The following is an 18,064-nucleotide window of genomic DNA, read 5'->3' as shown; positions in this document are numbered from 1 at the left end:
GCCACTGCCGGAGAGGGCGGGGCGGCGATCGCCGTGTCGGGCCCGGTCTTCGCCGCGGCCGTCGTCTCCTCCGGGCGCCCGCGAAGCGTGTCGAGGATGTTCCTGACGGCGAAGCGGTTGAGGAGAGACTCTGCGGCTGAGCCGCGCGGGTCCGGCGGAGTCGAGCCGCGCGGGCCTGCCGGGGCGGAGGGAAGGACCGCCTCTGCCCGGCTCTCCGGACGCCGGAAGGCGCCGGCGATCGCGCCGGCGACCATGGCGGCGGCGTTGACCGGGGCGGTTCCCTGCTGAGGCTGATCGTTTTGCGCGGGGGGTTGGGCGAACGGGGAACGGCTCGGCGATGGCGGGTTGGACGCGGTCGACGGAGTCCGCGGCGGCGCCTCAAGCGTCGTGGCTTGCGCCGACCTCGTGGCTTGCGCCGACCTCGCGGCATTGCGATCCGAAGCGGGCGGGGACGTCGGCGCCGCGGCGGTATCCGGCGCGATGTCGCGTGGCGACCGGCTCGCGTCGCGAACCGGCCTTTCGACGACCGGGGCGTCCGGAGACTTGGCGGGACCGCTCGCTTCCCACGCATCGACCGTCGCTGCCTCTCGCTCCTCGGGCGATTCGGGCTCGGGCGCCTCGACCGGGACCGGGTCGAAAGCGGCGAGTTGCCGCGCAGCCGTGGCGTTGGGCTTCGCGGCGTCCGGGGTCGGGGTCGGGGCGCCGGGGACGTCGGTTGCGATGTCAGCCATTTGCGGATGTCCTTCGCGTGGGGCGGCGACCGTCAGTTGATGGTCGGGGTCGGGAGGGGCGCCGTCGGCGCGAAATCGTGCTCGACGTCGTTGGCCATGTGGGCGGCGGCGGTCGAGGCGTGCATGATCCCGACGCGGAGGAGCTGGGCCAGGAGATAGTTGGTCTCGCCGAGCTCGAGGACGATTTCGCGATTGACCGCGGCGGGCGTCATGGCCTGCAACTGCGCGGCGTAGTTGATGTCGGACACGCGCCGTTCGGCGTCGAGCGTCAGGACCTGCAGCCAGGATGCGGTGTCGGTCGCCGTGAGGCCGTCATTCTGCATCTGGGCCTTCTGGGTCGCGTTCAGCGTCACCGAGGGCGACTGGATGCCGATCGCGTAGTCGAGAATATGCCGGGCAAGCGAGATGCGCGCATTGTAGGCGTGACGGCGGACGGCGGCGTCGCGACCGGTCTCGGAGGTCAGCTGGTCGCCGCGGAGCGCCGCCGGAACGATCGGCTCGATGAGGTTCGTCGCGTAGTCGTTCGCCGCCGTGACGCCGGCTTGGCCAGCGAGCGTCCCGCTCCCGAAGAGAGTCGTGGCCCGCTGGTCGGCGTTCGGGGTCTGGGACAACGAGCACAGGCCGGCCGTGGCCTCGGCCTGCGAGCAATAGCGGGCGAAGTGGAGTTGCGCGATCGCGGCGACCGCCTGCGCCTGGCCGAAGAAGGCTGGCTGGTTCGGACCGGCTTCACCGCGGTTGTCGGCGACGTCGGAAATGGATTGCGCGACCTTCCACGATGACCCTGAGGCCCCGGTGACGCTCTGACCTGCGTCCAGCGCGACGCAATGGAGCGAGCTCGTCGTGTGTTCGTCGCGGATGTGCGCGTTTCTCATGTCGCGCTGGAACCGCGCGTTCGATGTCAACGCGCCGTCGGCGATCTGGCTATACGCGTCCACGGAGGCCTTGGCGTAGTTGGCGTTCTGGGTGAAGCCCTGCTGCAGCAGCGTCGTGACGCTGCCGTTCTCGACGCTGCCGAGGATCGTCCCGAGCGGCCCGGTCGACTCGAGCTGTTTGGTGATGTTGGAGAGCGTGTTCGACATCGTCTCTTCAATGGTCTTGATGACCCCCTGAAGCGCATAGTTGATCCCGTCGAAGACAGGCCATTGGGCGGAGGCGGGGGACGCGGCGAAGAGAAGCGCGCCTGTCAGGACGCCGGCGGCGGAAAGGAGAGGGCGAGCGTTCGGCATGCAAAAGTCCTCAGTAGAGGCCGAGCTGGGAGGTGATCGGGTATCCGGTCGGCGCGACGGCGTTACCGGTCACGGTGAGCTTGCCGCTGTTGCTCGTGCCCACCCCGATCGACATGAGCGTCGGGCCTCCGCCGCCGATCGAGAGCTTGGGGCAAGTGAGGCCGCCGCCGAGCGTCGACCCCCCGAGAAAGCCCATCTTGAAGCCGGTGACGGTAATTCCGCACTGGGCCTTGCCGATCGTGCTTTGCCAGATCTGGGTGAGTTTGTTGCAGATCTGGTTTTCGACCGCGTTCAGGAGGGTCTCAGGGTTCAGGAGATTGACGACGACGTTGAGCCCGACGCCATTGAAGAACTTGTCGAGGCAGGTGAAGTTCTTGACGCTCTGCGGCTGCGGGATGTCTGTGTCGTCGGCGTTGATGCGCGCGGTCGCAGCATTCATGCCGCTCTGGGTGATCGTCGTGCAGGTTTCGCTGCCGGCGGTTTGGGCGGCGGCGGGCAGGGCGCACGCAAGCGCGCCGGCGACGAGAAGGGCGCGAGCGAGAGTCATGCGAAGGCTCCGGCGTGTTCGCGAGCGGCGGCGCCGCACGCGCGCTTCAAGGCGTACTGCCGGGGGGCCATCATGACGCGGCGGAAGAGGTTCGCTCGCGCCACGCGGTCGGCGGCCCCGGATGCAACGAGGCCCGGGGCGAGGGCGTCGGCGACGCCGGTCTCGGGCTTGTGGCGCTCGAGGAACGCCATCAGCTGCGACGATGGGAGCTGCGCCAGGATTTTCGCGATGCGGGAGCGCGCGGGCAGGCCCATGAGATATGCGGCCATGCTCTTGCGCTCGCCGTCCTCGGCCTGACGGATCGCATCGGCGAGCGCGTCGAGCGCCTTGTCGATGGTGTCTGGAGGGGAAGCGAAGGGCAGCGGTCCGTCGTCTGGGGCGTCGATCCAGTCCTGGAGCGAGGCGGGGTCGAGCATCTCTACGGGTCTCCAACAGGCGTGGCATCCCGAGCCTGAGGGCCGTCTGCGCGAACAGGGAGCCGGTTTCGGCGGCGGCAATCGGATCATCGATCCGGGACGGTGGCGATCGTGACTTTCGGTCCGGCGACGCTGACGACGAGCCCGAGCGGGCGCAGGGCGTCGGCGAGCGTTGCGCGCCACGGCCTGCCGCCCTTCCAGTCGACGGGCGTGTTCTGGTCGACCGCCTCGGCGAAGGCGACCTCGAACCCGGCCGGAACGACCTGGCGGACCGCGAAGCTCAGAGGAACCCGGTCGCCGAAGCCCGACAGCGCTGGTTCTGGGCGCGAGACATTGTGGCGGGTCGGGCGGCGTTTGGGGGCTGTATGAGCGGCGTCCGGCGCCGCCGGATCGCGTGTGGCCCGGGCGTCCGGCGCAGACAGCATGACGAACTCGGCCTTGGCCGGCCCGGCCGCCAGACACATGATGAAGAGAGTCACGGTCGCACGTCGCATGTGGTCCTCCGTTCCGTGAGTGTTAGGACCCTGCGGCGCGAATGCAGACCATGTCGTATTGATTGTTGTCCGGTTGTACGCTTTATCAGCGTGCGGAGCGTCGGCAGTTGGTAGAGCGATGAAGCGAGCCGTCGAGTAACGGCTCAAATCGCTGGTATATTAAAGGGCAGAGAGATGGCGAAGCGGAGGACCGACGATTACGAGGACAGTGAGGAATATTACGAGTTGAAACGGGCGGTCGGAAGGCGCATCCGCACGATCCGACTAGACAGGGGGTTGTCGGGGAAACGACTCGCAGATCTGGCGCAGGTTTCCTCGGTTAACTTCGGGGTCATCGAATCTGGATACGCGAATGTAACACTCATGAGTCTGGAGAGGATCGCCAGAGCTCTTGAGGTTCCGCTCGTTGCGTTACTGGAAGACACGCCCGGCGTGACGACGAAGGGGTTCGAAGGCATGGTGGTTACGCTCAGGTCCGACCTGGATCAGGTCGGCCGGCAACTGGAACAGTGTCGGGATGAGCTCTTGAAGTTGACCGCGCGTTTTGAGGCCTTCGCGCAAGCGGATGAGGAGACGCGGATCCAGATCGGCAAAGCCGAGAAAGCCTCCCGGAGGCCCAAGGACAAATAGCGGCTCGTGAAGCGGGTACAGCTTCCGCCTCCCTGCGACAGTCCATAGTGACATAAATATCACACTCCTCGGCGAATTTTAGCGAGCGGGACCCGCGCGCCGCCGAACCATGGGCGCAGCTAACGTTTTATCATGCGATCTATCTTGACGCCAACGTTTTGCTGAACATCATTGCCATGTTTGCTGCAAGAGGTTCGCCATGGTTGTCCTTCCCGGCTTCACGCTGTCCACCGCCTCGATCATCACCATCGGCGCCGTGCTCTCCGAAGAATTCCGGCTTATGCCGGCGCTCCCGAGGCTCGCCCCTTCGTCTCTGGCTGCCCCGGCCGAGCCGGTCGCGGCGAGGCCGGTCGTCGACCGCCTGCTGATCGCCATGGCGAGCGCCGGCCACAGCGTGGCGGCGCTCTCGCTCTATCTGGGCCTCGAGGAACATCTGGTCCGCGAGCGGATCGCGGCGCTCGATCTGCCTGCGGCGACCGAAAGACCGCTCCGCCGTGTCGGGTCTGCCAATCCCTGGTCGGTCGAGGAGGTGCGCCGCCTGATCGCGCTGTGGCTCGACAACGTCTCGGTGAAGTCGATCGCCGAGGCGCTCAGGCGATCCGCGTCGAGCGTTCAGGGGAAGCGCCGCTGGCTCGGTCTCGGCGTGCGTGCGCGCAACACCGTCGCCGACCGTGCGGCCGCCGAATGCCGCACGACCCCGCTCCCCTGGAAGCCCGCGCTCAACATCAAACCGATCCTCTCGCGTCTCTGGGCCCCAAGGACGGCAAAGGGGGAGACGCCGAGCGAGGCAGCCGCCGTCGGCGCTCGATGGGAGCTCGGGCGGGACGCCGAAAAGGACGATCGGTTTTCGATCCTCGGGTTTGCCGGGCTCAGCGCCGCGACGATCGCCAAGCGAATGCTGATGGAGTTCGGCGTCTATCTGACGGTCGGCGCCGTCAATTCCCGGCTGAGCCGGCTCCAGATCGTCCGCGATCGCCATGACCTCATCGATCGTTTCGACGAGGAGACGGTGCAGCGCCGCGCGGCGGAAGCGAAGCGACGGGTCGGAGCGATCTTGCGCCAGTGCGTCGAGCTTCGCCGGTCGTTCTGGTGGTCCCGCGAGATCGGCGGCCGCCGTTGGGTCTGCCGCGAGTTCCTGACAGCGCCGCGATATGCGCAGCGTCGCGCCGAACGGTCGATGAGCGACGTCACCGCGATGGCGGCTTAAGTTTCAGAAGCGGTTCCGAATCGATCGACGAGCCGCTCGGCGGTCTTTCCGACCCCGGCTGCGCCACGATCCGTCTTGACGGCTCGTGGGGCGTCGACCCGCGACGCGACCATGGGGTCCTGCTCTGTCCGCTGAGGCGTGGGACCGCTCAGCGATGCACGTCCTTGTTTCCCTGAGCAGCCCTCCGCGCCTGCTGAAGAGAGGTTGCGGGGCCTACTGCGTGCGGGCGACGACGGGACGCGCCTCATTCGGCGCTTCGGCGTCACTGCAGACTCTGTTCCAGGTCGTACGCCAGGGATTGCCTTCTCCGGCCGAGAAAAACGTGATCGACTCCGTTTCTGTTCGCGCGGGGCCTTGGCACTCTGCCGAACATGGAGAACCAGCGCGCCGCCGTCGCCCGAAAGCTGTCCGATCCGGACTTTCAGGCGGCCCTCGTCAACAAGAGTTTCGGCCTCGTCATGGGGCTCAGCGTGGTCCTCGCCGCGTTCGTGATCCACGACGCCTGGATCTGGGCCAACCCGCCGACGCCGAAGTATTTCATCGTCGACGGCGAGCATGCGCCGCGCGCGGTCGCCGCGCTCGACAGCCCGATCGTCAACGACGCGCAATTGCTCGACTGGACGGTCAAGTGGGCGTCCGCGCCCTACAACGTCAATTACCACGACTACCCGGAGCAGCTGAACACGGCTGGGCGACGCTTCACCCAGAACGGCTGGCGCACCTTCGCCGAGAGCTACATCAAGTCCGGCAATTACGAGGCGATGAAGCAGGGATTGATGCTCTGCTTCGCGCAGGCGCAACGCGCCGCCGTGATCGTCGACACCAAACTCATTGGGGGCGCGCTCGCCTACCGCATCCAGTTCCCGATTCTTCAGACCTGCCAGAACAGCCAGCAGGCCAACACCCAGAAGATGATCCTGACCGCGCTCGTCGTCAGGACCAACGACGAGGACCATCGCGACGGAATCGCGATCGATCAGCTCGTCGCCGAAGCCCGGTAGGAGGAGATACATGCGGCAGAGACAGCCCGATTGGTCCGCCCTCGCACTCGTCTTGGCGGTCATGGCGGCGGGCCCCGTTGCAGCTGAGCCAGGGCCGCCGGGCGCATCGCCCGCCGGGCCGCCCGGGGCAACGCCCAGGACCGACGTCGATTCTGCGATCCCGCTGACCCCGGGCATGATCCGCGATCTCGGGCGCCGGGTCGGCGACAACCGGCGCGCGGAGGAAGAGGTCAACACGGAGATCGCTTCGCCGATCAGCCGGCGCGTCAACGTCTCCTTCGCCCCGGGCCAGTCGACGCCGATCGTTCGGATCGTCAAGGGCTATCCAACGGCGCTGTCGTTCTTCGATCGCACCGGGCAGCCGTGGCCGATCGAGTGGGACACGAACTCCAATCCGGCGGCGGCCCAGGCCAGTAACGGCAATTGCAATCAGGGGCCGGCGGGGGGAGCGGGGCCGGCGGTGGCGAGCGCCGGCTTCTACGTCTGCACTCCGACGGTCGGATCGAACGTCCTTCAGGTGGCGGCGGCCTCGTTGCAGCCGCGCGGCGGGCTCCTCGTGACCCTGAAGGGCGCGCCGAAGCCGATCTCGTTCATGCTGGTCGCGGGCGGGGGAACCTACGACGCCGATCTCACGGTTCAGGTCGCCGATCGCGGCCCGAACGCGAAGGGGGTGGCGACCGGCCCGGTCGCGCCCGACACCGCCTCGCCGTTTCTGACCGCCATGCTCGACGGCGCGCCGCCGGCCGAAGCCGAGCCGCTCGCGGTCGCGGGCGTCTCTCCGGACGATCTCAGGGCCTGGAAGGTCGGCAATCGCGTGGTGCTGCGGACCCGGTTCGCGCTGATCTCGCCCGAGTGGCTAGCCTCGCAAACCGGCGAGGGCGGCGTCACCGTCTATTCCCTGCCTATCACGCCGGTCGTGCTGCTCTCGCAGGACGGCGTGACGGTGTCCGCCTCACTCTCGGAGCCGTGAACCGATGTCGCTCGTCCCCTCGCACCATCCGCGCTTCGCCTGGCTTCGGACGGGGCTCTTCGGCGGCGCCGGCCGCGGAGGCCCGGCGCGCCTCGTCGCGATCGCCGCGGCGATCGCCGCGATGGCCGGCGTAGTGTACGTCTTCTCGGGGCGCCACAGCGACGTCCCGCTGGGTTCTCGCGTCGCGAAGATGGCCCCCGGCAATCTCCTGCCCGGCGGGACGCAGGGCACGCCGGCGCAGGACGCGCTTCTGAAGAAGGATTCGCAGGAAAAGGCTCAGGCGGCCGCGGAGGCTCACAAGTCGTTTACGCCACCCATACCGAGCTCGACCGCCTTCACCGGTCCGCCGCCGGCCGAGGTCGGCATGGGGGAGTCCCCGGCGCCCGACCTGCCTGCAGCCAGGCCCGTGCCGCCGCCGCCCGCGATCGTGCCGCCGGCGCCGCCCGTTTTCACCCCGCCCGAGCGCGCGGCGCTCGAGCCTCCGCCCGGCGAGCGACGTTTCGACGGCGCCCGCGTCACGAAGATCGCGGCGACCAACGTCGAGGGCGACGAAACGGCTGAAGAGGCGAAGGGCGCATACCAGCGGCGGCAGAAGGCGATCGCCGACCTCCTCGGCGGCTGGAACGCCCGGCCCCCGCAAACGACGGTCGTGATCGAGCCTGCGGCGCTGAAGCCCGGGGCAGGCGATCCCCCGGCACTCGGCGATCGCGGCGTCAGGGGAGCCGAGGGCGCGGTCGGGCTTGAGAAGGTGCTCGTTCCGGCCGGCCGCGGCGTCTACGCCCATACGGTGCTTGCGGTCGATTCGGACACGAATGGCCCGATCGTGCTCGAGGCCGACACCGGGCCGATCTCCGGCGACCGGCTGATCGGGACGTTCTCGAAGTCGGGGCTGGACCGGCTCGTCGTCAAGGTTCTGACAGTCGAGCATCGCGGCAAGTCGCTCGATGCGAACGGGATCGTCATTGCGCCCGATTCGATGGAGACGGCGGTCGCGACCAGCATCGACGAGCATTATTTCGAGCGGTTCGTTCTGCCGGCGGCGGCGGCCTTCGTGTCTGGCCTCGGGCAGGCGGTCGCGCTCTCGAATTCGACGACGACGACGAGCCCATGGGGCACGACGCAGAGCTTCGGACCGCTCACCGTCCAGCAGCAGGCGCTGGTGGCGGGCGGGGCGGCGGCGTCTGCGGTCAGCAACGCCATGACGTCGTCGATCCCCAAGGGGCCGACCGTGCATCTGGCGGCCAATGTCTCGGTCGGGGTGATGTTCCTGTCGAACCTCACGGCGAAGTAACGCGGCGCATCAATCCGGGCGATGTCGACGTTCGGCGGCTTTCGGGCCGCCGAACGTTTTTCATGTTCGGCGTTCGCGCGGGGCCTCGCGATCCTCGAGGCTTCAGGGACGGTCTTGAGGAGCTCATCGACCATGACCGCGCATATCCGATTGGTCTCGCCCCCGGGCGAGGAACGCCGAGACCTCGAAGGCGAGGGCGCCGAGGCCGACGAGGCGCCCTTGGGGCTTCCGGAGGAGTCCCGCAGCCAGGCAGCCGACGCGCATGCGAAGACTGGTTCCCGGGGCGCCGGAGAAGACGATCGCCAGGGGGACTGGATCCTTGGCGATGCACCGCCTCCGCTCGTCGCCGAGCCGGAGGATCGCGCGGGTCGCCGTCCCGGCCCCAAGACCGTCCTCGGCGGCGTCCTCGCCCGCCTGATCGACCGCGCGCGGCCGCAGAAGCGGAAGGGCGCGACGGCGGCAGCGGAGCCCGCAAACCCCGACAGCTCGCCCGAGGGCGACAAGACCGAAGCGCGCGAGCGGACGGAAGACGCCGGAACGAGGGCGGATGCCCTTCCTGCCGTCGAAACCGGGAGCGAGGATGGGCCGGGTCTTCCTCCCGAACCGATCGCGCGCCTGGACGCCGGCATGGGCCCCCTCCTCGGCCGCGTCTCGCGGCGGAAGCCGAAGGCTGCGACGGCGCCCAATACGGTCGCGAACCTCACCGGCGGGCTCGAAGGCGACGCGCCCGAATCGGGCGTCGAAGGCGCGGCGGCTCCGGACAAGCCCGCCAGGCCGCGAGGGGTAGGGAAGGGGACGGTCGCGGTCGTCCTCGTGACCGTAGCCGCGGCCGCGGCGATCGTGGCTCTGAACTGGCCGCATGGGAGCCGTCGTCCGCAGATCGTGGAGCCCGGCCTCATCGCCGATCAACCGTCGAAGCTGATGGCGCCTTCGGCGGCGCTGGCGACCGTGCCGCCGAGGGAAGAGCCGAACGTCGCCGGCGAACGGCCCCGCGTTCATCAGGCCCGGCGCGACCAGGTCGAGGAGATGCTGTCGTTCAAGCCGGGCTCCGCGACGGCCGGCGCGTCACGTGACGCGAGGGGTCCACAGCCCCTGCTCGCGTCCGCCCCTGAGAAAGCCACGTCCTCGTCGTCCGCGGCGGCGGCGCCCGCTCCCACCCCGGCCGCGGCGCCGGCCCCGGACCGGAAACCTGACGAGGTCGCTTCGCTTCCGCCGGCCGCGCCCCTCCTGGCCCTCGCCCCGCTCGCCCGTCTGGCCGCGGAGGGAGCGCCGGAGCCCGGGCTCGGCGAGGCGGCCAAGATCGAGGCGCGACTCGCCGATCTCGAAGCGGCGATCAAGGCGCGTGCGAACGCGCCGGCGACGCGGACCGACATCGACAAGGCCGAGACCCAGATGTCCGATCAGGTCGCGCGGCTCGCGGCGATCGTGACGCGTCTCACCGGTCAGGTGAAGGATCTGCAGGAGCAAGTGCGGACGACGTCAGCGGGTTCGGAGGAGAGACTCGCCGATCTGACGCGGCGGGTCTCGCTGGCCGAATCGAGGAGCGCGGTCGCAGCGGCGGAAAGCGCGGGCGCCGTGCCCGCGGGCGTCCCAACGTCGGGCGCGCCCGCAGCGGCCCCGAGCTCGGGCGCGGCAGGGCAGGCGCAGGGCGTGCGCATGAAAGTGGCCGCTCTCGATCAGAAGCGCGCCTACCGCATTCAGGCGGCCTCCCCGGGCCTTGCGATGCTGAGCGTGGTCGACGGCGCCCCGGACGATCGGCCGGTCGAGGTTGCGATCGGCACGGTTCTCCCCGGCTACGGCAAGGTCATCAGCATCGAGCAGCACGGCCAGGCGTGGGTCGTGAAGGCCGATCGCGGCTCGATCCAGTAGAGGGACCGGACCGATGCAGGGTCTTGTCGATTTTGCGAGCCAGATCGGCGAGGCCCTCGCCACTCTGGTCCCGACCTTCGCCTATCTGGCGGCGCTCTGGTGCTTCCTGTTCGCCGCCTGGGGATTCTGGATGCAGTCGCAGCCCGGAAACCCGTTCGAAGGGCGTCCGTGGATTCCGGTCCTGTCGCTTGTCCTGTCCGGAGCGTTCGCGAGTTTCGACAAGGTCCTGAACATGGCGCTCGCAACCGCCGGGTCGGGCGTGACCGCCTCGATCTCGGCGCTCTCGAGCTACGCGCCGCCGAGCGCGCCCGACGCCTCGACATTGCTGGGGACGACGCCGAGCGCGACGCTGGTCAATGTCGTGACGCTGTTCCAGGCGTTCTTCCAGAGTTTCGGAGCCATGGTCGTGTTCTTCGCGCTCATGAGCTGGCGTTCTGTCGTCAGCGGGCAGGCGAACCGGAGTCAGATGGGCTGCGTCGTGCAGTTCGTGTTCGGGATCATGCTGATCAACATTCTCGCCATCACCAACGCGCTGATCGCGATGTTCGTCTGAGGAGCGGAGGCAAGCGCTGGGCGTCGCCCGGAAACGTCAGGGGGCGACCCGCGGCGTTGGATAGGGTCGGGGATCCTCTTGAGTTCTGCGCCGCGAGCGCCCCGGTCGATTGCACCGGGCCCGCCCGAAAGTTCTTTCCAGCCGCCGCGTTTTTTTGATCTCCGTTCGCGCAGGCGGGAACGAGTCTCGGCGTCGAGGGCAGGACGGGACCCGTGAGAGCCCTCGTCGTCAACGTCAGGAGTCAAACCTCATGAGAAAGCGTTCGCTGAAGATTCGTCGTTTGCTGCTGCGCGCCTCGGCGCTCGGCGGCGCGCTCGTCGTCGCCAGCGCCCATTCGTTCGCGCAGGCGGCCGGGGGCACCATCGGCGCCCAGATCGGCACGATGGCGCAGGAGTTCTCGACCGCCGGCGGCACCGCGGCTTCGACTGCGATGTACGTTGGGGCGCTTATCTGCTTCGTCGCCGGCGCGTGGTTCCTGTGGCAGTCGCGTCAGCCAGAGAACCGGGAAGCGGGCAAGGTTGCGGCCGGCGCCGCCGGTCTCGTCCTCTGCGGCCTCCTCGTCACCGGCGGCTCGTGGATCAACAAGGCGGCCGAGACCGCCACCGGCACGGCGGCCTCGATTTCGAACACCGCCGGCGTCGTGACGTTCCAGTAACAGGCGCGGGGACAGGATCCGATGCGTCTCGAGCCGCTCGTTCTTTCCGTTTGCGAAGGCGAACCGCCGGGCGGCGCGACACGACGCTCCTGTCCCTTCTGCGGGGTTCGCCTCGCAGAAGGGCGGGAGCCTCTCTTTCACGCCGACGGCTTCGACGAGGCGTCCTGCGCGCCGTGCTCGCTCGTTCGCCATCTCGAGCGCGAGACAATCGCCGAGGAAGCCGTGCTGATCTGGCTTCCGGAGATGACGCAGAGCGCGCTCAACGCGCTCGCCAACAGAGCCCATAGGCTGCTCGCCGCCGAGGGCGCCCTCTATCTCGCAGCGTCGCCCTTCTCCGTGACCCGTAGCTATGTTGCGAACCCGGCGATCGAGGCGATCCGGGCGATCGAGATGCGAAGCGCAGAGGCCGAGGCGCGATTCGGGACCGCGTCGCCCCGCGTGCTCGGCCAGGCGCTCCTGCGGGCGGAGCCGAAGCTCTACGCCGAGCGCGCCAGGCGGCTCGGCGGATTGAGGCTGTGGTCGCGGGGAAGATTCTTCGTCGCCGGCGAGGACGTCTATCCCCGACTGATCGCCGCCTGAACGCGCCCGTCCTTTTCGCGAAGACACTGGAGGTTTCTTGATGGTGGGGATCGTGTCGAGTCTGCTCGCGAGCCTCTCGCTCGCGCTGAAGCAGCCGCTCGCGGGCTATTGCGACGTCGAGACGACGCACGGCGACGCGCTCGTCACAAAGCAGGGCGACTACTGCACCTTCGTCCGGATCGGCGGCATGAAACGCATGGCGACCCGCGACGACGTCGTGAAGCTCGCGAACGGCCTGCGTCTCGATCTGTCGGGGGCGCTCGAAGCCAAGGGCCACGCCATCGTCGGCTGGTATCTGTCGGACCCCGACATGGCCGAGCGGGAGATCGAGCGGATCAACATGGAGGCCTGCCGGCGCGTCGGCCGCGAGGTCGGCCTCGATCTCACGGACATTCTCGACGAGCGGCTCCGCCTCTGGAGCCAGACGATGCGCTTCGAAACATCGTGCTTCGCGCTCTGGACGCGCCGGGCGGTGCTGACCAGGGAAGAGCTGAAGCAGATGAAGGAGGAGAAGGCGGCGGCGGCGAAGGCGGTCCCGCGCATCGGCGACGCGCAGCGCTTCTTTCTCCGCTCCGAGATCATGGCTGCCCATCATACCGGTTTCGTCAATCGGGTGATGACGGCGCTGCGCGGCGCCGAGGTGGCGGCGACCGAGCTTTCGGCCAGTGACGCCCTCGTTCTGGCGCGCGAAGCGCTCTATCGCGAGACCGCGGGTTCGAACTGGAAGCCCACGCTGATCGGGGACCGGATCATGCCGCGCCTGCCCGAGGAGGAGGAGAGGAACCCGGACAAGTCGGGGCTCTTGTGGCCCTCGATCCGCAGCCAGCTCTTTCGCATCGACGCGATCACTCACGGCGGCCAGCGCGTCGAGATCGGCGAGAACGAATATGCCGGCGTCGACCTCATGATCGGGCCTGAAGATCCGCGTCCCTTCGTCGAGCTCGCAAGCTGGCTCGGCCAGGACCGGCTCCCGTGGCGGGCGGCCTTCATCCTCGAGGGCGGCGGCAAGACCGGGATGGCGTTCAAGGAGATCGGCTCGTCGTTCCTCGCGATCTTCCCGGCGAACCGCGATCTTCAGCGCGCCTTCGCGGCGCTTCGGCACATGCGCGAGCAGGAGAACCACATCTCTGTCAAGCTCCGTGCATCCTTCGCCACCTGGGCGCCGATCGGCGAGACCCGGAAGCTCAGGCGGCGCGCTTCGACGCTGGCGCAGCGGATCGAGGGCTGGGGCAATTGCAAGACCGCGCGGATCGCCGGCGATCCGCTCGACGGGGTGATGAGCTCCGTTCCAGGCCTTGCGCTCGCCTCGACCGGCAACCCCTCGCTCGCCCCGATCGGGGAAGCGCTGCCGCTCCTGCCGTGGTCGCACACCATCTCGCCCTGGGAGCGCGGATCGGTGCTCTTCCGCCTGCCCAACGGCGCAATCTGGCCCTACGATCCGTCGGGCGGGTCGATGCGGCCGTTGATGATCGACATTTTCGTGGCCCCGCCAGGGTCGGGCAAGTCGGTGCTCGCCAACACCATCAATATCGGCCTCTGCCTGTCGTCGGCTGTGCTCGGCAGCGCCAAGGCGAAGCTGCCGATGATCGGCAAGCTCGACATCGGGCCTTCGGCGGAAGGGTTCGTCCGGCTGATTCAGGAGGCGGTCGGGCCGACGCGGCGGCACGAGGCGATCTTCGTCACCATGCAGTTCGCGCCGGGCTACGAGTTCAACGCGTTCGATCTTCAGGTCGGCTGCGAATATCCGCTGCCGCTCGAAAAGGCCTTCCTGCAGAACTTTCTCGCGCTCCTCACCCTTCCGCCCGACGAGACGACCCCGTTCGAGGGCATGGCGCAGATGATCTCGCTCGTCATTGACGAGGCCTATCGCCGCTGCACGGAAGTCCCGGACGGCGCGCCGAAGCGCTACCGAAAGGGGGTCGAGCCGCTCGTCGACGCGGCGATCGAGGAGCATCGCATCAGGCTGCATCCGACGGACGCCATCTGGCGCGACGTCGTCACCGCGCTCTGCGAGCGAGACGAGTTCCGCCTCGCCGAGATCGCCCAGCGCCATGCCGTGCCGGTGCTCGAGGATCTGATTGCAGCGTCCCGCTCCGAGCAGGTTCAGGACATGTTCGCCGAGCTCAAGATCCAGACGACGGCCGAAACCGTCTCGGGCGTCTTCGCCCGCTACATCTACGACGCGATCCGCAAGTATCCGATCCTGAACCAGCCGACGAAGCTCGATTTCGGCTCGGCGCGGATCATCGTGCTCAATCTTCAGGAAGTGGCTCCAACTGGATCGGCGGCCTCGAACCGCCAGACCGAGCTCATGTATCTCCTCGGCCGGCACATTCTCGCGCGCAATTTTTTCCTGCGGCCGGACTATGTCCAATACGTTCCCGAACCCGTGCGGCCCCATCACGCCAAACGCTTTCGCGAGGCCTACGAGACCGTCAAGCGGCTCGACTACGACGAGTGGCACCGGACGCTCGGCAGCCCTCAGGTGCGCGCCCAGGCCGAGCTCGACGCCCGCGAGGGCCGCAAGCACAATATCCAGCTCGGCTTTGCGAGCCAGCGCCTGTCCGACATGGGCGACGCGCTGATCAGTCAGTCGACCGGCCGCTTTGTCCTCAAAGCCGGCGACGAACGCGAGGCGGACGAGGTCATCGCCCGCTTCGCGCTCACGCCTGCCTCGGCTCAGGTCGTGCGCCACGGGCTGCACGGGCCCGGCCCCCATGGCGCGCCGTTTCTCGCCATCATGCAGATCGAGAACTCGAAGTACGAGCAGCTCCTCGTCAACAGCCTCGGGCCGATCGAGCTCTGGGCCTTGTCGACGACCCCCGATGACGCGGCCTTGCGCAACCGTCTCTACGAGGCGGTCGGATTCCAGGAGGCGCTGCGTCGGCTCGCGAAAGTCTTCCCGACCGGATCGGCGCAGAAGGAAGTCGAGCGTCGCCGCCTCGAGCGCCTGCGCGGCGGCGAGATCGAGGCCCGGGCGACCGAGAGCGTGCTCGAGGGTCTCGCCGCCGAAGTCATCGACGGTCGCGGTGTGGCGCTGGCGCTGAGACCCCATGACGACGAGCCCGCCCGTCGGGCGCTGGCCGCGGAATAGCGCCGCCCGAAAGAACGCCGCGACGTCTGTTCGTGTTCGCGCGAGGCGCGCCGAAGCTCTCCCCCATGCACAGGAAGCCGCCCAGCATGATTCATCAGTCACGCGCGTCGTGTCTCGCAGCGACTCTCGTCGCCTGCGCGCTCTCGGGCTGCGGCGTAACGCCGGTCACGCCGAACGTCGATACGCCCGGCATGCCGAACGCCGAGGTCGCGCTGCAGAGGAGCATGGACGAGACCGCGCGCGAACTCGCCCGGATCGGCGCTGTTCAGCCTGAAGCCGCGGTCGCCGCAAAAGCGACCGTCGTGCCGGGCGAGCTCGACCGGGTGGTCGCGATGTCCTGGAACGGCGCCCTCGATGGGGCCGTCAGGAAGCTCGCCGAGACGATCGGCTACCGCGCCGTCGTCACCGGCGCCGCGACGCGAGCCGTCACTGTCGTGGTCGAGCCCGCGCCTCAACGAGTCTACGACATTCTGCAGGGGCTCGGCGACCAGGCGGGCGACGCCGCGATCGTCCGGGTCGACCCGCAACATCAGCGTCTCGAGGTGATCTATCATGGCTGACCGCCGGGTCCTCATTGCCGCCGTCTCGTTCGCCGCGATCCTCCTGACCCCGGCGGCCCTCGTGCGGCCGGCGGCGGCGGCCGACGCGGCGCCTTCGCCCCAGACCTTGGCGCCCGATCTTCCGACCAAAAAGGTTGCGGTTCCCGTCACGACCGCGGCGCCGTCTGCGACCGACAACCGCCTGATCGTCATGCCGATCCCGCCGCAGCCTTCTCCCGCGACGGTGGACGCCGCGGCTCGGCAGACCGCCAACCCGATCAACAAGCCTGTGACCGGCGCCTCGATCGAGCCCATGATCGTCGGCGGCGAGAAGCCGCTCTCGCTCGAATCCCTGCAGGCGACGCGTCCGGGGAGCGGGCTTGCGGCGGAGGGGCTCGAGCCCGGCCGTCAGAGCATCCTCTATGACGCGGGCCTCGCTTACGGCGCGCGCGGCGGCCTTGCGGCCCGCGCCTTCGCCATCAACGAGATGCTGCGTCGCTACGAGCCGATGCTCGACACCGTCTACAATTTCGACGACGTGATCCTGCGCCGGTTGGGCAGCCAGATCGTCATGCGCCCTCCGGTCGTCTCGGAAGCCGAGATGGCGATGGCGCTCGGCGACGGCGGACAGATCGCCCGCGAGACCGCCTGCGTCTATTCGATCACCAAGATCGCCCAGCTCGCCTCTGCGCCCCCGAACTGGCGGACCTACCTCGTCCGGACCTGGGTCGAGCCGAGCCGCCCGGCCGACGCCGTGCTGCCCCGAACCGAGCAGGAGGTCCAGTACTGGAACAAATATGTCGCGGAGGGCTGGGCCGAGGGCGAGCGGCAGGCGAACGAGATCTTTCTGAACGATCTCGGGCGGCTTCAGCGCGACATCACCGGGATGGCCCGCTACCGGGTGCTGCTCCGCGCCGGCGTCGTCGCCAGTCCGCGCGTCGCGACAAAAGAGCAACTCGTCGACGGCGGCGGCGGGGAGCTCAGGGCAGGGGACCGGATCGTCACCATCACCGCGCAACCGGGCCTCAGAGCCGACGCCCGCGCCTGGCGCGGCGCCCGCCACTGCCCGAAGTGAGGGTCGCGATGCTCGACGTCCCCTCCCGCGCGCTGAACTCCGAGATCGCAGCCGACCCTTACGCCTGGGTCGATCCCGGCGACCGGTGGGTGAAGGAGCCGCGCCGGCTTGCCCCCGCGCTCGATTCGTTCCTCGCGCACGCCCACAGGCTCGGGGCCGAACAGGTGATGTTCTCGACCTTCCAGCCGGCCTCGTTCCGGCTCTGGGGGGTCAATCGCAAGGTCGCAAGCCGCGATCCGCTCGACGAGAACGACGCGGGGCTGATCGTCAACCACCTCTATGGCGCGGACGGAATTGCCCGCCTTCAGGGCGGGGCGGACATCAACGTGATGTACCAGATCGGATCGCCGAGAAAGGGGACCCTGCGGTTTCGCGTCAACGTCACCGCGATCACCGCGAGCCGGGGCGCCGGCGCCCATGTCGTGATCCGCCCGGTTCGCGATCTGCCGCAGCCGCTCTCGAGCCAGCACGTCGAGCCGGAGATCCTCGCCCACTATCGGATGACCAGGGGCATGATGATCGTCTCGGGCGCGACCGGCTCGGGCAAGTCGACGCTCATCGGCGCGATGACGGTCGAGAAGCTCCGCGATCCCGACGCGCACCGCAACATCATCGAATGCGCCGAGCCCGTCGAGTTCCTGCTGGACCGGGTCGAAAGTCCGACGAGCTCGATCGCCCAGAGCGAGATCCCGCGCAACGTGAAGAGCTTCGAGGAGTTCATGGCGGGCGCGATGCGCCGTCAGCCGACCGATATCATCATCGGCGAGTGCCGGAGACCTGAGCACATGATCGCGACCATCCAGGCGGCGATCTCGGGCCACGCGACGGCGACCACGATCCACGCGGAGACCGTGCCGCTCACCATGCAGCGCGTCGCGAGCCTTCTCCCGCCCACCCAGTTGAAGGACGCGATGACGTCCTGCGCCCAGGCGCTGCGGCTCGTGATCAACCAGCGCCTCGTGCCGTCGAGAGACGGCAAATGGACCCCCTTGCGAGAGTTCCTGGTGTGCGACGCCGGCTATCGACGCCGCCTCGCCGGAACCAAAGCGGACGACTGGCCGCAGATCACGGCCGAGGCGCTGGAAACGAAGGGGCAGTCGTACGCCAAGGCGATCGACATTGCGCTGAAAGACGGCCGGATCAGCGAAGAGACGGCGGAAGCCGTCCGACAGGAAATCGGATGATGA

At 68.5% G+C, this 18,064-nt stretch carries 17 protein-coding genes; 13 read left to right on the top strand and 4 right to left on the bottom strand.

Going from position 1 to position 18,064, the window contains the following annotated elements; genetic code table 11:
- Positions 1-763 precede the first annotated feature (763 nt).
- The 4 genes from DFR50_RS12495 to DFR50_RS32525 all read right to left on the bottom strand — a co-directional run bounded on the left by DFR50_RS12495 (position 764) and on the right by DFR50_RS32525 (position 3,414).
- Positions 764-1,957: a TrbJ/VirB5 family protein gene (locus tag DFR50_RS12495; RefSeq protein WP_113889557.1), complete on the bottom strand. Its 1,194-nt coding sequence runs from the start codon at positions 1,955-1,957 to the stop codon at positions 764-766.
- Positions 1,958-1,967: 10 nt separating this feature from the next.
- Positions 1,968-2,504 carry a hypothetical protein gene (locus DFR50_RS12490; RefSeq protein WP_113889555.1) on the bottom strand — a complete coding sequence of 179 codons (537 nt, stop codon included), beginning with the start codon at positions 2,502-2,504 and terminating at the stop codon, positions 1,968-1,970.
- The gene (locus DFR50_RS12485; protein ID WP_113889553.1) at positions 2,501-2,920 is read right to left on the bottom strand and encodes a hypothetical protein; all 420 of its coding nucleotides are present in this window, start codon (positions 2,918-2,920) and stop codon (positions 2,501-2,503) included. Before DFR50_RS12485 ends, DFR50_RS12490 begins: the two co-directional genes overlap by 4 nt.
- An 86-nt stretch (positions 2,921-3,006) precedes the next feature.
- On the bottom strand, positions 3,007-3,414 hold the full coding sequence (locus DFR50_RS32525; protein ID WP_210208874.1) for a hypothetical protein: 408 nt from the start codon (positions 3,412-3,414) through the stop codon (positions 3,007-3,009).
- A 174-nt stretch (positions 3,415-3,588) separates the two neighbouring features.
- Between DFR50_RS32525 and DFR50_RS12475 the strand changes: the two genes are divergently transcribed.
- The 13 genes from DFR50_RS12475 to DFR50_RS12415 all read left to right on the top strand — a co-directional run bounded on the left by DFR50_RS12475 (position 3,589) and on the right by DFR50_RS12415 (position 18,061).
- Positions 3,589-4,044: a helix-turn-helix domain-containing protein gene (locus tag DFR50_RS12475; protein ID WP_113889552.1), complete on the top strand. Its 456-nt coding sequence runs from the start codon at positions 3,589-3,591 to the stop codon at positions 4,042-4,044.
- A gap of 199 nt (positions 4,045-4,243) precedes the next feature.
- Positions 4,244-5,251: a hypothetical protein gene (locus tag DFR50_RS12470; RefSeq protein ID WP_113889550.1), complete on the top strand. Its 1,008-nt coding sequence runs from the start codon at positions 4,244-4,246 to the stop codon at positions 5,249-5,251.
- A gap of 371 nt (positions 5,252-5,622) precedes the next feature.
- The gene (locus DFR50_RS12465; RefSeq protein ID WP_113889548.1) at positions 5,623-6,252 is read left to right on the top strand and encodes a DotI/IcmL/TraM family protein; all 630 of its coding nucleotides are present in this window, start codon (positions 5,623-5,625) and stop codon (positions 6,250-6,252) included.
- A gap of 10 nt (positions 6,253-6,262) precedes the next feature.
- The gene (locus tag DFR50_RS12460; protein ID WP_113889546.1) at positions 6,263-7,222 is read left to right on the top strand and encodes a DotH/IcmK family type IV secretion protein; all 960 of its coding nucleotides are present in this window, start codon (positions 6,263-6,265) and stop codon (positions 7,220-7,222) included.
- 4 nt (positions 7,223-7,226) lie between these two features.
- Positions 7,227-8,513, top strand: a complete 1,287-nt coding sequence (locus DFR50_RS12455; RefSeq protein ID WP_113889545.1) for a DotG/IcmE/VirB10 family type IV secretion system protein — start codon at positions 7,227-7,229, stop codon at positions 8,511-8,513.
- A 132-nt stretch (positions 8,514-8,645) separates the two neighbouring features.
- Positions 8,646-10,382 carry a hypothetical protein gene (locus DFR50_RS12450; RefSeq protein WP_147262749.1) on the top strand — a complete coding sequence of 579 codons (1,737 nt, stop codon included), beginning with the start codon at positions 8,646-8,648 and terminating at the stop codon, positions 10,380-10,382.
- A 13-nt stretch (positions 10,383-10,395) separates the two neighbouring features.
- Positions 10,396-10,935, top strand: a complete 540-nt coding sequence (locus DFR50_RS12445; RefSeq protein WP_113889542.1) for a hypothetical protein — start codon at positions 10,396-10,398, stop codon at positions 10,933-10,935.
- Between the two features lie 250 nt (positions 10,936-11,185).
- A complete protein-coding gene (locus DFR50_RS12440) occupies positions 11,186-11,590 on the top strand; it encodes a hypothetical protein (protein WP_113889541.1) in 405 nt (134 codons plus the stop codon).
- A 21-nt stretch (positions 11,591-11,611) separates the two neighbouring features.
- On the top strand, positions 11,612-12,169 hold the full coding sequence (locus tag DFR50_RS12435; protein ID WP_113889539.1) for a hypothetical protein: 558 nt from the start codon (positions 11,612-11,614) through the stop codon (positions 12,167-12,169).
- A gap of 40 nt (positions 12,170-12,209) precedes the next feature.
- Positions 12,210-15,263 carry an ATP-binding protein gene (locus tag DFR50_RS12430; RefSeq protein ID WP_113889537.1) on the top strand — a complete coding sequence of 1,018 codons (3,054 nt, stop codon included), beginning with the start codon at positions 12,210-12,212 and terminating at the stop codon, positions 15,261-15,263.
- Between the two features lie 86 nt (positions 15,264-15,349).
- The gene (locus DFR50_RS12425) at positions 15,350-15,823 is read left to right on the top strand and encodes a DotD/TraH family lipoprotein (RefSeq protein ID WP_170153187.1); all 474 of its coding nucleotides are present in this window, start codon (positions 15,350-15,352) and stop codon (positions 15,821-15,823) included.
- Positions 15,816-16,877 (top strand): type IV secretion system DotC family protein, encoded by a 1,062-nt coding sequence (locus DFR50_RS12420; protein WP_113889533.1) that lies wholly within the window; start codon positions 15,816-15,818, stop codon positions 16,875-16,877. Before DFR50_RS12425 ends, DFR50_RS12420 begins: the two co-directional genes overlap by 8 nt.
- Positions 16,878-16,885: 8 nt before the next feature.
- Positions 16,886-18,061 (top strand): type IV pilus twitching motility protein PilT, encoded by a 1,176-nt coding sequence (locus DFR50_RS12415; protein WP_113889532.1) that lies wholly within the window; start codon positions 16,886-16,888, stop codon positions 18,059-18,061.
- Positions 18,062-18,064 lie beyond the last annotated feature (3 nt).

Source organism: Roseiarcus fermentans (genome assembly GCF_003315135.1).
Classification (GTDB): Bacteria; Pseudomonadota; Alphaproteobacteria; order Rhizobiales; family Beijerinckiaceae; genus Roseiarcus; species Roseiarcus fermentans.
The sequence above is the reverse complement of the archived record's forward strand: the minus strand, read 5'-3'. Positions and strand labels throughout refer to the sequence as shown.

Bases quoted from the DNA above. Each gene is read 5' to 3' on its own strand.
- DFR50_RS12485 (WP_113889553.1), bottom strand. From the start codon at position 2,920: ATGCTCGACCCCGCCTCGCTCCAGGACTGGATCGACGCCCCAGACGAC.
- DFR50_RS12435 (WP_113889539.1), top strand. From the start codon at position 11,612: ATGCGTCTCGAGCCGCTCGTTCTTTCCGTTTGCGAAGGCGAACCGCCG.
- DFR50_RS12425 (WP_170153187.1), top strand. From the start codon at position 15,350: ATGATTCATCAGTCACGCGCGTCGTGTCTCGCAGCGACTCTCGTCGCC.
- DFR50_RS12475 (WP_113889552.1), top strand. From the start codon at position 3,589: ATGGCGAAGCGGAGGACCGACGATTACGAGGACAGTGAGGAATATTAC.
- DFR50_RS12490 (WP_113889555.1), bottom strand. From the start codon at position 2,504: ATGACTCTCGCTCGCGCCCTTCTCGTCGCCGGCGCGCTTGCGTGCGCC.
- DFR50_RS32525 (WP_210208874.1), bottom strand. From the start codon at position 3,414: ATGCGACGTGCGACCGTGACTCTCTTCATCATGTGTCTGGCGGCCGGG.
- DFR50_RS12440 (WP_113889541.1), top strand. From the start codon at position 11,186: ATGAGAAAGCGTTCGCTGAAGATTCGTCGTTTGCTGCTGCGCGCCTCG.
- DFR50_RS12420 (WP_113889533.1), top strand. From the start codon at position 15,816: ATGGCTGACCGCCGGGTCCTCATTGCCGCCGTCTCGTTCGCCGCGATC.
- DFR50_RS12450 (WP_147262749.1), top strand. From the start codon at position 8,646: ATGACCGCGCATATCCGATTGGTCTCGCCCCCGGGCGAGGAACGCCGA.
- DFR50_RS12445 (WP_113889542.1), top strand. From the start codon at position 10,396: ATGCAGGGTCTTGTCGATTTTGCGAGCCAGATCGGCGAGGCCCTCGCC.
- DFR50_RS12470 (WP_113889550.1), top strand. From the start codon at position 4,244: ATGGTTGTCCTTCCCGGCTTCACGCTGTCCACCGCCTCGATCATCACC.
- DFR50_RS12455 (WP_113889545.1), top strand. From the start codon at position 7,227: ATGTCGCTCGTCCCCTCGCACCATCCGCGCTTCGCCTGGCTTCGGACG.
- DFR50_RS12460 (WP_113889546.1), top strand. From the start codon at position 6,263: ATGCGGCAGAGACAGCCCGATTGGTCCGCCCTCGCACTCGTCTTGGCG.
- DFR50_RS12495 (WP_113889557.1), bottom strand. From the start codon at position 1,957: ATGCCGAACGCTCGCCCTCTCCTTTCCGCCGCCGGCGTCCTGACAGGC.
- DFR50_RS12415 (WP_113889532.1), top strand. From the start codon at position 16,886: ATGCTCGACGTCCCCTCCCGCGCGCTGAACTCCGAGATCGCAGCCGAC.
- DFR50_RS12430 (WP_113889537.1), top strand. From the start codon at position 12,210: ATGGTGGGGATCGTGTCGAGTCTGCTCGCGAGCCTCTCGCTCGCGCTG.
- DFR50_RS12465 (WP_113889548.1), top strand. From the start codon at position 5,623: ATGGAGAACCAGCGCGCCGCCGTCGCCCGAAAGCTGTCCGATCCGGAC.